A 12,944-nucleotide genomic window follows, 5' to 3' on the forward strand; every position below is an offset into this window, starting at 1 on the left:
CCCTATGATTTCCAAAACCATCGTATCACTTGGGCACGAAGGAGACAAGAGCTTTATCCTGAGTCCAAAAGGGCATGTGAAAACCCGATGATCCGAGCACCATGCGCGCTCCGCACCACCGGGCCTGTATAAACGAGTGAGCCTCATCGATCAGATCACAGTCCTTACCCTTTCTTCATTTCTATGCTCGGCTCTGACAATCTCGGTCAAATAAGCCAGTAGCTGCGGACGCATATCCTTGCGGGCCAAGCCCATCTCCACAATCGCTTTCATGTAGCCGAATTTGTCTCCGATATCATACCGTTCCCCTTTCAAGTCCAGCGCCAGCAGTCCTTCGCGTTGACATACACGGCGCAACGCATCGGTCAGCTGATACTCATTGCCGGCGCCACGTTCAATCGTGCGGAGCATTTGGAAAATTGTCGGCTTCAAAATATACCTGCCCATAATCGCCACATTGGAAGGGGCCTGCTGCGGATCGGGCTTTTCGACCAAATCCTTCACCTTATAAAGCCGATTCTGCTGCCCCCCGTGCGATACGATGCCATACTTGCTCACATCCTCCATCGGTACCTGACGCACCCCGATAACGGATTTCTGCGATGCATCGTAAGCATGGATCAGCTGCTTCAGCGCGGGAGGCTCGGACACCATAATGTCGTCACCGAGCAATACGGCAAACGGCTCCTCTCCAACAAACGTTTCCGCGCACAGGACGGCATGTCCGAGGCCCAGCGGCTCCTTTTGACGGATAAAATGGATATCGACCAGCTCGCTAATGCTTCGCACCTGTTGAAGCAGGTCCCACTTGCCCTTCTCCTCCAGCGTCTGCTCCAGCTCAACCGACCGGTCGAAATGATCCTCGATAGAGCCCTTGTTTCTTCCTGTCACGATTAGGATGCTTTCAATGCCCGATTGGATAGCCTCCTCGACAATATATTGAATGGCCGGCTTATCGACAATCGGCATCATCTCCTTCGGCTGCGCCTTAGTTGCCGGGAGAAATCTTGTTCCGAGTCCTGCGGCTGGAATGACGGCTTTTCTTACTTTCATATCAATCCACTCCTTTTCTCTATTAATGTGGCGTTGGCGTTTCTACCGTTTCCTGCGGCTTCACAAAAACCCATAGCCGGCTGCCCAAATAATTCACCATCATGCCGGCAGTCGCGGAAAGCAGCTTGCTCAGAAGCAGCGGATATTGAAGCGATTGATGCAGCCAAACCAACAAGCTCGTCGTGAGAAGCAGCGACAGCAAGCTGACCGATACAAATTTCAGCCCTTCTCTGCCGATTCCGTTCCCTTTTTGCTGAAAAGTCCATTTCCGGTTCATCAAGTAGCTGTTCAGATTACCGCACAGGAACGATACGCACTGGGCTGCCAGATAAGGCACACCGGCTAGGGTCAGAAGCGTAAATACACCGAAATCAATCGTCGTATTGACGCCTCCTACAAACCCGAATTTGATCAGCTGTATGAATGTCTTGTTCATCATCAAATGATTCCTTTGAGCTTGCTCTCGAATTTGCTGTCCGCTTTGTTCTCCCGTTTGTTCAGCCCGAAGCTGTCGCGAACGATATACAGCGGACGGTCCCTCGCTTCGTCATAAATGCGCCCGATGTATTCGCCGGAAATGCCAAGCACTATCAAGATCATCCCTGTGCAAAACAGCTGAATGATCGCTACGGCATGCCAGCCGCTGATCATCGAATGTGCTGACAGCTTCAGGATCAGAATGATCGCCAGGTACAGCAGACCGGAAAGGGATAATGCCCCTCCCAGCCAGCTCGCAAGCTTCAGCGGCTTAAAGGAGAACGAGGTCAATCCGTCCAAGCTGAGCTTCAGCATTTTGCGCAGCGGGTATTTGGTTTCTCCGGCTTCCCGTTCATCCCGCACATATTCGACGGAGGTTTGCCGGAAGCCGACCCAGCTGACGAGCCCGCGGACAAAGCGGTTTTTCTCGGACAGCCGCTTCATTTCCTCGCACACCTTGCGGTCCATTAAGCGAAAATCACCCGTGTCGACCGGAATTTCCACATCCGTAGAAGCCCGCAGGATGCGGTAGAATAAGCTTGCCGTCTGCTTCTTGAACCACGTCTCGCCTTTACGCTCCAAGCGCTTTGCGTAGACGACATCATAGCCTTCCCTCCATTTGCCGATCATCTCAAGGATCAGTTCCGGCGGGTCCTGCAGGTCGGCGTCGATGACGACGACCGCATCGCCCGAGGCATAGTCCATTCCTGCCGTGATGGCGATCTGGTGCCCGAAATTGCGAGAGAAATTAATCAGCTTCACGGCATCGTCCGTTTCACTTAACGCTTGGATCAGCTCAGCGGAATGATCCCGGCTGCCATCATTGACGAACAACAGCTCGTAGCCTTCCCCGGTTTGATCCATTACCTGCTTCAGCCGTCTGTACGTTTTGGTGATCACTTCTTCTTCGTTAAAGACCGGAACGACGATGGAATAGCGAATGCGTGTATTCATCTTCCCTTCCTCCTGACCTTATGGATTGATTTGGTACAGCGTCTCGTTGCCCATGCCAGGTCCGCCGCCGCGCCCGTCCTGGGCTTGATTCTGGCTTTGATCTCCGTTTTGCGTTTGCTGCCATTCGGTTTTGGGGACTTCCGTGCCATGCTCCTTAATCCAGGCCGTGAGCTCCGAGCTGCCGCCATCGGGCCCGCCGCCGGAAGAAATCAGGAAGTACTTCACTTCCTTGTTCTTCACCATCTGCTCCAGCTTGGCAGCGGTCAGAATCGGGTCGGAGCCGGAAAAGCCTCCCATGGCCATCACCGCTTTACCGGTGCGAATAATATATCCTTGAGCCGATGTCGCTCTTGACGTTGCAAAAAGATACTTCTCACCTGTATTGTTTTTCGTTACGTAGTCAAGTAATTTTTCGTTGACGCTTCCGTTCATGTCTCCGCCCATGCCTTGACGCTGCGTTCCATCCGCATTGGCACGACGCCCTCCGGTCTGATCGGCATTCGTTCCATCGGCGCTGCCGCCCATGGCCTGCGGAGGCATGCCTCCACCCATGCCGCTCAGCTGGCCTGGTCCAGCCTGAGGCAGCATACTGTTGCCTCCGTAAATCATCGGTGTCGCCGCCCAGAAGGTTGGAGCTACGAGCAGAGCGAGCATGCCGGCGACCGCAGCAGCTGAAGCCAGCTTCTGCCTGGCCGCCGTCAGGAACAAGATAAGCGCAAGCGTAACGCCCGCGGCACCGATGCCGATGGACCAGCCCATGCCGATCTTGGATTGGTAAGGCTGCAGCACATACAGCTCGAATGCCGTTGCAGCCAAAATCCCTGTCGGCAGCAGCCATCTCCGCCAGCCTTCCTTGCTGCGGTACTGGCTCCAAAGCTCTACCCAGCCTGCACCGGCAAGAACCGCTATGGACGGAGCGAGCATAATCAAATAATAGTGATGGAAAAAGCCCGCTACGCTGAAGAATGCCATGACGGGAAGCAGCCACGCGAGCCAAAACAACGTTTCCGTTTCTTTGCCCGTCAGCTGCTTTCTCCGGCGGACGCCGGACAGCAAGCCTACGCAGGCGAAGGCTACGAAAGGGAGCAGCCAGCTGGCTTGCCCGGACAGCTCCGTCTGGAACAAGCGGAGCGGTCCCGCGGTGCCGGTACCGAAGGCACCGCCGCCCATCCCGCCTCCGCCGGGGCCTCCGGCTCTGCCGTCGCCGCCAGGCATCTGACCCGGCGCACCGCCGCCGTCAGAGGCAAATCCCGGCGGCTGCTGTGATGTGCCGGTATTGCCGCGGCTGGCTGTGCCGTCCGGCTGCGTTGGCGCCAGGTCGGCTGCACCGCTGCCAGCCTCCTGCGGGGCGGCTTGCGCTTGCCCGCCGTCCGCGTTGGCCGCGGGTTGGCCCGCCGTGCCGCTGCCGTCCTGCGACCGGCCTGCGCCCTCGCGCTGCTGGCCAGTCATTTGGCCGCCACCGCCGCCTCCCATGCCCTTGTTCCCCGTCAAACGGGAGATGCCGTTGTAGCCAAAAGCCAGCTCCAGCACGGAGTTGGTTTGACTGCTGCCCATGTAAGGACGATTCTGCTGCGGAATCGAATCCACGACAACCGCCCAGGAGACCGATACGCCAACCATAATGGCGGTGGCTGCGGCAAGCACAGCCAATTTCTTTTTCCATTGCACCTTATAAGCAAGCAGATAAAACAAGTAAAATGCAGGGACAATCATGTAAGCTTGAAGCATTTTCTCATTAAAGCCGACGCCTATCATCGCAAAAGCCCCCAAAATCCAGCCCACCCTGCGGGAGCGAATGCCTTTAAACAGCATTGACGTGGCCAGCAGCAAGGTGAACACCAGCAAAGCGTCGACATTGTTCGTTCTTGCCACAGCTACGGCAATCGGCGTACATGCCATAATCAAGCTCGACCAGCGCGCAGCTGTGATTCCGAAGCTTGGTTTCACCAGGCGGTACATGAGAAGAACGGAGCCTACACCCGCTAGCGCTTGGGGCAAAATAACGCTCCAGCCATGAACACCGAGTACTTTGGCAAATATCGTCTGCACCCAGAACGTGACAGGCGGCTTATCCACCGTAACGAACCCGGCCGGGTCAAAGGATGCGAAGAAAAAATTGTGAAAGCTCTGTACCATGCTGGTTACGGCTGAGGTATAGTAGCCATTTGCATAGGAATCGTTCCAAATGTTAAACATATTCAGGAAAGCGGAAAGGAACGTTATTCCCAGTAAGATGAAGTCAAATCGTTGAGCTTGTTTCATGCCCGTTGTCATGGTACTCCTCCTTTATTTCAATCGTGCCTTAGCAGGACCTACAGTCCGTCATGACTCCGAGTGAATGCAATATGATTTCTTAGTTCCATACTACCCCCGCAAACTGAACTCAGCCTTAAGCCCAACTGAGCGTTACTTGAGTAGTTCCTGAATGTTGCCTGAAAATATTGCAGCTAGCATCCCCCGCCCGACGACAAATCGGCGGTTGATAAAAGTTACGGCCCGGCGTCGTGGAAGCAATTGTTCGCTGCAACAAAAAAAGTATGGATGTACGAAATCTCCGTACATCCATACCTTTTTGATGCTGCTTATTCTGTTATTTTATACAATCTGCAGCCGTGACCCGGAACCATCGCCTCGATTTTACCGGACACAGGCGCCAGATCCTCCCGTTCCCACACATCCCGCACTGGATAAAGCTTGGCCTCCTTCATGCCGAGAAGCCCCAGCTCTACTGAAACAAGTGTCTCCTGCTCTCCCAGATTAAATAAAGCTGCATAGGTGCCGCCATCCTCATCCTTCGCAGTCCAAGCCGCTTGCTCGCCCTGACGAACAGCTGACGGTTCCAGAAGCTGTGCTTCAACAGCCGGAGTACCTCTTCATTGGTGATTAACGAAAGCGTCCACTCGTCGTTATCCGGCAAATGCCCTCCGAACATGAGCGGGGAACGGAACAGACACCAGAGTGTCATCATCGTTCTCTGCTCATCTCTCGTAAATCGGGTCATCCGGTCTCCTGCGCGGGCGCGAACCCTCTTATTCCCAGCCATACGGCTTCAAATGATCCGCCATATAATCGTCATTGGCGATGACCTCCGCCTCGGTGACGCTCGCACCGAAGCAATCCCAGCTGTTCCACCCCATTGGCGGTGTCGCTGCAAGTATTGAATTCATGAATCGTTCTCTCCTTCCAATGCGGCCTTTTCCAATGTGGCCTTCTTCAGGTGCCTAATTGAAAAGTACCGAACCTGCGGATTCCTGTCCATAATCATTGCGGCGCATGTTGCGTGAATCGCCCTGAAGCGAAAAAAACCTCGCCAGGTGGCCAGGTTTTATCTGTATGAGGGTGGTGCATAAAGGGAGAAATCTCGAGCATGTTTTCACTTATGCTTCTCCCGGTACTGTCCGGGCGTCATATCAATCACTTTTTTAAAATACCGGATAAAATTTTGCGAATTTTGATAGCGGAGCCGTTCCGCGATTTCGCTGATTTTCATATCGGTCTCCACCAGCCAACGCTTCGCTAAGGTCAGCCGGTGCTGGGACAAATAATCACTGAAATTCGTCCCTGTTTCTTTGCGGAACACATTTTTAATATAATTCGGATGATAATTAAGCCGCGACGCGCAAATTTCGAGCGTAAGGTCGGATTCGCATTCCTCGTGGATCATATCGAGCATGCGCTCCGATATTTTCTTATTCTGATGCTCCCATTTCGTATGCAGAGCAGCAATCATCGGATCAATAATGTATTGATAAAACCACGCTTCAATCTCTTCCGTTGTCTTCAGGTCCAGCAGCTGCTCGTGCATCGGCTTGCCTGACGCCGACATCGGATTGACGGTCAGCCCCGCGGCCTCCTGCCACTCCCTCAGCAAATCGACCAGCAGCCGGATCAACACCATTTGAAAGTCAATATATCTCGGATTTTCTTTAAGCGCATGCCGAATCAATTCATTCAGCAAGCCCCGGGCCTTCTCCCGATCCTCCATCTTGATGGCGTCGACAAGCTCCTTTTCCATCCATTCGGGATAAGCCATCGCAATCTGCGTATCCGGCAGCACATTCTGAAACGGCAGAATGACCTGCTCCCCGAAGCGCACCCTGTATTTGAGCGATTCCAGGCTTTCCTTGTAAGCCTGCGGCGTCTCCTGGATATCCTTGTAAGGACGGCTCAAACCGATACTGATTTTGAGATCGAGCAGCTCCCATACCGTCGTTTGAATCTGCTCGGCGAACGCATACACAGCCGCTTCCAGCTCTTCCTCCTGCTCAACCCGGCTTCGGCAAATCGTCACCTGGTTATTGACCATAACCACCGGCTCCAGCCGCTGCTCCCGTGGAACAAGCTCGCTCACCATGTTGCCGATGGCGAATAAGAGCAGATCCTTATCGTGTCCGCTGTACCTTGTTTTATCCAACGTATCGATCTGGATGGTCATGACGGCGTAGCTGCCGTCTATAGAATCGTAGGCGAACTGCGCCCACCTCTCACGCGTCTCGCTTGGCCGGATTTCCCCCTGCAGCAGCCTGCGGATAAAAAATCCCTCCAGCTGCTTCGAATGCTTCCTCAATTGATTGCTTAGCTGCAGCTCGGAGGTGCGGAGCCTGGAAATATGATCGCCGATCACCTGAAGCTCATCCCGGTCTTCGCGCTCCCCAGGCTTGCCATCCCCTACAGCCAGGGAGAACACACTCCGGATCGGCAAATACATTCGCTTGGAGCCAATCCAGGCAAGGAACAGAATCATCACGAACACCCCGGCGGAAACATACAGCGTGTACCAGCCGATCGAACGTGAATCCTTTGTAATATCGCTCAGGGAGGAAACGGATAAATAGTACCAGCCGTTGTATTTGGACTTGTTGTACATGACCCCGATCATTTCGCCCTGGGACTTGAAGGTCACGTAGCCTTGTGCAGGCTCAGCCGCTTGCCGTATGCTCTCCACCGCCTGCTTCAGCGCATCGGCAGATTGCAGCACCTGTCCGGCCGGCTGTGTCAGCGTGCGGAACTCGCTATCCAATATGATCGTTTCCCGATCCTCCGCTTCATTAAAGACAAGCTTCTCCAGCTTGCTGGCCGGAAACTCTCCAATAATGAGCCCTGAGGTATTCGACCAATTCACAGGCAGCTTTTTGACCAGACGAACGCCCGGAACAGCGGCATCCGACAAGCGCTCTTGCGCTTCCCCCCCGTTGGCAGCAGTTTCCGGCGGCATCGCAGTCCAAAAGGAGGCTTCCGGGGACTTGGCGTATTCCGCAATCATGTCTTTCATTCTTGAGTCTTCTAGTGTCGTAAAGCCTTCATTGGAAAGCACCCAGCCGAACCGCAGGCTCGTCACATAAATATTTTTTACACCCAGCTCAAAAGGCTGCAGCTTGTTCAGGCCCGCATTCAATTCATTGATCATTGTAAAATATTTGGAAGAAAGCGGCGTTTGCAATGCCTCGTTCATGAGGGATGAGGACATATACTGCGTCATTAAATTTTCGAACAGCATCAGCTGCTGCTCAACGTTGAACTGCGCTTGCTGCAGCAGCTTCATATGGCTGTCGTTCACTTTCTCCTGAAGGCTGTGCTTGGTGCGCAGAAAAGACAGGCTGCCCAAAATGACGACGGGTATCGTACCGATGAGCAGACTGAAGAGCAGAAGCCGGACTAAGTACTTGGATGAAAATAGTTTAGGCAAAGCGCTTCACTCCCAAAAACCCTCTAGTTATACTCTATTGTAATCGCTTCAACTCTAGCATGCAGTCATTATAGTATAAACTCAATGAAAGCTCAATTTACCTCTTCAAATTCGGTATAAACAGCGTACGCTCTATTGATTATCCTACCTTCCCCAATGATTATGAAGTCGTCGAACAAGGGCTGAACGGCTATTTCCAAGCGATTCCGCGGACAAGGTATGCCGTCATGATTATATACAGGAATACGGCGAATCGGTAAGGTAAAAGTATCCCGTAAACGAAAGCGAAGGGAAACTTAACTTGGGAGGGATACGCTGTGCAGGCTGTTTCTATAAAAAACGAACCGATAGCCGAATCAAAGCTGAGCCTATTCAAACGACGGCTCAAAAAACACAAATGGTTTTATCTCATGCTGACCCCGGGTCTGCTGTACTTCCTCATTTATAAGTATGTTCCGATGTGGGGGGTTCTGATTGCCTTCCAGGACTACCAGCCGTTCCTCGGCTTTTTCAAGAGCAGCTGGGTCGGCTTCAAGCACTTCGAAACCTTCTTTAGCGATGAAACGTTCTGGATGCTGTTTCGAAATACATTTGTTCTGGCAATCTATAACATCTTGTTCTTTTTTCCGCTCCCCATCATTATTTCACTGATGCTGAACGAGGTCCGCAAGGAAATGTTCAAGCGGCTGATCCAAACCTTGATTTATATTCCCCATTTCGTCTCGTGGGTGGTCGTTGTCGGGATCAGCTTCCTCTTCTTCTCCAAGGAAGGCGGCATCTTCAATACGATGCTCGTAAGTCTCGGGAAGGAGCCCGTTAACTTTTTACTCAGCGCGGACTGGTTCCGTACGATCATCACTTCGCAGGTAATATGGAAAGAGACCGGATGGGGCACGATCATCTTCTTGGCCGCCCTCGCTGGAGTCGATCCCCAATTATATGAAGCGGCGAAGATCGACGGTGCGGGACGCTGGAGACAGATGTGGCACATTACCCTCCCGGCCATTCGGAGCACGATCGTTATTCTTCTCATCCTGCGGATCGGGACATTCCTCGACACAGGCTTCGAGCAAATTTTCTTGATGGTCAATCCGTTGAATCGCCAGGTCGGTGAGGTATTCGATACGTTCGTCTACAGTACGGGGATTTCCCAAGGGAAGTTCAGCTACAGTACAGCAGTAGGCATGTTCAAATCGATGATCGGACTGATTCTGGTTGTCGTGGCAAACCGATTGGCCAAGCGCTTCGGGGAAGACGGCATCTATTAATTGAAGGAGGTGTCCAGGGTGGACAGAAGTTTATCAGGCAGACTGCTGGATGGCATGAATTATTTGCTGCTTGGATTGGTTGCGGCGGTCTGTGTGCTCCCGTTTCTTTATATCCTCGCCGCTTCATTAACCGCTCCCGAGGAGCTGCTCCAAAAAGGGTTTATTTTGATCCCTACCAAATTTTCACTGGTCGGCTACGAATACATTTTATCGACCGAAATTATTTTATCGAGCTTGGGCGTATCGATCTTCATCACCGTCGCAGGCACTTTGGCCAATCTATTTTTCACCGCTCTTATGGCGTACCCGCTCGCTCAAAAGGACCTGATGGGGAGCAAGCTGTTTATGAAGCTGATCGTGTTCTCCATGCTGTTCAGCGGCGGGATGATCCCCACTTATCTGGTTGTCCGGTACACCGGGCTGCTGGACAGCCCGGCGGCGCTCATTGTCCCGGGGCTCATCAGCGCGTTTAACCTGATTATTATGCGCAACTTTTTTCAACAGCTGCCCGAAGGGCTTGAAGAGGCGGCACGGATCGACGGCTGCAGCGATATCGGCATTTTGTTCCGGATCGTGCTTCCTTTGTCAGCCCCTGTCCTCGCTTCCCTCGCTCTGTTCTATGCCGTAGGTCATTGGAATGCTTACTTTAACGCGATTCTTTACATTAATGATAACACCTACTGGCCGATTCAGGTTTGGCTGCGTCAAATTGTGATACTATCTGAGGGGGGGATCGGAGATTCGGCGCAGTTCAGCGACGACTTTGTCGCACCGCCAGCGGAAACCGTCAAGATGGCCGTCATTATTATTTCAACCCTGCCAATTTTGATCGTTTATCCGTTTTTGCAAAAGCATTTCGCCAAAGGCGCACTATTGGGGTCCGTAAAAGGTTAATTTGCCAATAATACTGGATAAAGAGGAGATTTCACGATGAAAAAGAACTCAACCCGTAAGTCTGCAAAATTACTCGCCATAGTCTGCGTTACCTGCATGTCCGCGTCCTTCCTGGCCGCCTGCAGCTCAGGCTCCAAGAAAGAAGCCGGCAATGGAGCGAACGGGGCATCCGCCCAAAAACCGCTGGAGCTGAACGTGATGATGATTCAGCAGGGTGCCGAGCCTCCCAAGAAGGACAGTCCGTACATCAAAAAAATCGAAGAATATACGAATACCAAACTGGATATCACCTGGGTCCCGGGCTCAGGAACGTCTTACGACGACAAGGTCAGCGCAACAATCGCCTCCGGCAATATGCCTGACGTCATTCTGATCCGCAAAACGAAAGAAACGGCGATGCTGAACGCCCAGCTGACCGGGGTATTCTGGGATTTGACCCCCTTCCTCAAGGACACGAAAAATTTAAGCAAAATGAGCCCGGCGGCGGTCAAAAATGCCAGCGTCAACGGCAAGCTGTACGGGATTCCCCGGGAACGGGTGCTCTCCCGCTACGGGATGATTTTCCGCAAGGATTGGCTGGACAATCTGGGGCTGCAAACGCCTAAAACGGCAGAGGACATTTACAATGTGGCGAAAGCCTTTACCTTGAATGACCCGGACAAGGACGGCAAGAATAATACGTTCGGCATTCAAGAGGATGCGACGATGGAGCTGCTCAAGCAATTGACGATTTATAACGGCGGCCCGAACGGCTGGGGCTTGAAGGATGGCAAAGTCACTCCGGACTTCTTGTACCCGGAATTCAAAACGGCGCTGGACTTGTACAGGAAAATGGTCAGCGAAAAGCTGATCAGCGGCGACTTCCCTATCGCCAAAAAATACGATTACTTCAATCAAGGCAAAGCGGGCATATATTTCTCCGTTATTGACGATGCGGCAACACGCCACCTGGACATGATGAAGCAGAATGCCAAGGTTCAAGTTGATATCGCTCAAAACTTTGACGGACCGCAAGGCCAAAAAGTAAGAGGAACCGTTGGCTACGACTCCCTGATCGCAATTCCTAAATCAAGCGTGAAAGCGGAGGACAAGGTGAAGCAAATTATCGGCTTCCTGGATAAATTGGGCGAGGAGCCTATGCAAACGCTGCTGAACTACGGGATTGAGGGAACCGACTACACGCTGGAAAACGGTGTCGCCAAGAAGGTCGCAGGCACCAAAGGCTCCGGCGATGTCATTAACCTGAAATGGGACGATCCTGCGGCCGGAGTTAAAATTACAAAAACAGAGCTGGAGCAGAAAATCGATAAAACATTTGCCGATAACAAAAAGCTGGCTGTCGTCGATCTGTCGGCCTACCTGTTGTCCGACACGAACACGCAAAAAGGAAACGATCTGAGAAAAGGCATCACCGACGCGCAGACCAAATATGTGCTGGGCGAGCTGGACGACAAAGGCTGGAACGACGCTCTGGATAAATGGCGCAAAGGCGGCGGCGACAAAATCATCGAGGAATTCACCGCCGATTATAACAAGAGCAACGCGAAATAATACAGCTTTCACAATGGAATCCGCCAAAGCCTAGAGGCGGGTTCCTATTTTTCAGACCACAAGAAAAGGACGTGCATGAACTTGAAAACCCACCCCTTGGAAGTCCAATTACCGCAAGCCATGAAGCCTTTGTTCGACTATCCGCTCCGTGATACCTCGATTTGTCTTGGCCCCGACGGGATGTACTACTTGACTGGAACAACCGGCTTCCCGGATTGGTGGGCAGTAACAGGCGATTTGCAAATATGGAAATCTCCTGATTTGATCGATTGGACACCGTTAATTACCGAGCCGCGCAAAAGAACAACAGTCTGGAACGTAGACCGGGACGGGACGTGGCAGCGTTCCATTACTCTACGTGACAGCGCTCCGTTTCGACCGCTTTGGGCACCTGAAATTCATTACATCAACGGCACCTACTGGCTAACCTACAGCCTGCCGAGGCTCGGCAACGGCTTGCTGAAGAGCACCAGCGGATGGCCGGAAGGCCCTTACAAGGACGCAATTACGGCTAATGCCCCGCTCAGCCCGCATATTGACGCGACCTTGTTCCAGGAGGAGGACGGCACTGTCTATTTTATATGCGATAACGGAAAAATCGCCCGGATGAACGATGACATGAGCGGCTTGGTCGAGGAGCTTCGGCAGCTGAGTCCTGCGAATGCGGAGCATGTCGGCTTCGAGGGAACCTATCTGTTCAAAGCCCACGGAAAATATCACCTGGTCGGGGCCGATTTCCTCGATGGCGATTATCACTGCTACGCAGCAAGCTCGGACCACATTTACGGTCCTTACAGCGACCGTTACCTGGCCATTCCGCATGGAGGCCATAACATGATTTTTCAAGACAAGGAAGGCCAGTGGTGGAGCACGTTTTTCGGGAACAATGACAACGCGCCTTACAAGGAACGCCCGGGTCTTTTGAAAATCGAATTCGATGCGTCATTGCGCATTCGCCCAGTAATTGAATAGCCCGGACATTCGCTAACCCAACTGCTGAGCAAAAAAACGCAAAGCTGCAACAACCTGTCACCTATTATCAGGCGACAGGTTGCTGCAGC

General features: G+C 52.6%; 12 protein-coding genes. 4 read left to right on the top strand and 8 right to left on the bottom strand.

Annotated features, from left to right (window positions below; all coding sequences use genetic code 11):
- Positions 1 to 150: 150 nt before the first annotated feature.
- From galU to CF651_RS04825, 8 genes are all read right to left on the bottom strand, one after another.
- Positions 151 to 1,059, bottom strand: coding sequence for a UTP--glucose-1-phosphate uridylyltransferase GalU (gene galU / locus CF651_RS04800; protein WP_281254443.1), 909 nt, complete (start codon positions 1,057 to 1,059; stop codon positions 151 to 153).
- 16 nt (positions 1,060 to 1,075) lie between these two features.
- Positions 1,076 to 1,492 carry a GtrA family protein gene (locus tag CF651_RS04805; protein ID WP_245855697.1) on the bottom strand — a complete coding sequence of 139 codons (417 nt, stop codon included), beginning with the start codon at positions 1,490 to 1,492 and terminating at the stop codon, positions 1,076 to 1,078.
- Positions 1,492 to 2,484, bottom strand: coding sequence for a glycosyltransferase family 2 protein (locus CF651_RS04810; protein ID WP_094013725.1), 993 nt, complete (start codon positions 2,482 to 2,484; stop codon positions 1,492 to 1,494). The genes CF651_RS04805 and CF651_RS04810 overlap by 1 nt, the downstream gene beginning before the upstream one ends.
- 18 nt (positions 2,485 to 2,502) lie before the next feature.
- A complete protein-coding gene (locus CF651_RS04815) occupies positions 2,503 to 4,758 on the bottom strand; it encodes an ArnT family glycosyltransferase (protein ID WP_245855698.1) in 2,256 nt (751 codons plus the stop codon).
- Positions 4,759 to 5,066: 308 nt separating this feature from the next.
- On the bottom strand, positions 5,067 to 5,327 hold the full coding sequence (locus CF651_RS32170) for a hypothetical protein (protein ID WP_179232694.1): 261 nt from the start codon (positions 5,325 to 5,327) through the stop codon (positions 5,067 to 5,069).
- Positions 5,210 to 5,485, bottom strand: coding sequence for a hypothetical protein (locus tag CF651_RS04820; protein ID WP_094013726.1), 276 nt, complete (start codon positions 5,483 to 5,485; stop codon positions 5,210 to 5,212). Before CF651_RS04820 ends, CF651_RS32170 begins: the two co-directional genes overlap by 118 nt.
- A 28-nt stretch (positions 5,486 to 5,513) precedes the next feature.
- On the bottom strand, positions 5,514 to 5,651 hold the full coding sequence (locus tag CF651_RS32175; protein WP_179232686.1) for a hypothetical protein: 138 nt from the start codon (positions 5,649 to 5,651) through the stop codon (positions 5,514 to 5,516).
- A gap of 206 nt (positions 5,652 to 5,857) precedes the next feature.
- Positions 5,858 to 8,170, bottom strand: coding sequence for a helix-turn-helix domain-containing protein (locus CF651_RS04825; RefSeq protein WP_094013727.1), 2,313 nt, complete (start codon positions 8,168 to 8,170; stop codon positions 5,858 to 5,860).
- A gap of 410 nt (positions 8,171 to 8,580) precedes the next feature.
- On the opposite strand from CF651_RS04825, the gene CF651_RS04830 reads away from it, so the two are divergent.
- The 4 genes from CF651_RS04830 (at position 8,581) to CF651_RS04845 (ending at position 12,855) form a co-directional block, all read left to right on the top strand.
- Positions 8,581 to 9,438 (top strand): ABC transporter permease, encoded by an 858-nt coding sequence (locus tag CF651_RS04830; RefSeq protein ID WP_094013815.1) that lies wholly within the window; start codon positions 8,581 to 8,583, stop codon positions 9,436 to 9,438.
- Positions 9,439 to 9,492: 54 nt separating this feature from the next.
- Positions 9,493 to 10,332, top strand: a complete 840-nt coding sequence (locus tag CF651_RS04835) for a carbohydrate ABC transporter permease (RefSeq protein WP_094013816.1) — start codon at positions 9,493 to 9,495, stop codon at positions 10,330 to 10,332.
- A 36-nt stretch (positions 10,333 to 10,368) separates the two neighbouring features.
- The gene (locus CF651_RS04840; RefSeq protein WP_094013728.1) at positions 10,369 to 11,883 is read left to right on the top strand and encodes an extracellular solute-binding protein; all 1,515 of its coding nucleotides are present in this window, start codon (positions 10,369 to 10,371) and stop codon (positions 11,881 to 11,883) included.
- 81 nt (positions 11,884 to 11,964) lie between these two features.
- Positions 11,965 to 12,855 (top strand): family 43 glycosylhydrolase, encoded by an 891-nt coding sequence (locus CF651_RS04845; RefSeq protein ID WP_179232687.1) that lies wholly within the window; start codon positions 11,965 to 11,967, stop codon positions 12,853 to 12,855.
- Positions 12,856 to 12,944: the final 89 nt, after the last annotated feature.

This window comes from Paenibacillus rigui (genome assembly GCF_002234615.1).
Classification (GTDB): Bacteria; Bacillota; Bacilli; order Paenibacillales; family NBRC-103111; genus Paenibacillus_S; species Paenibacillus_S rigui.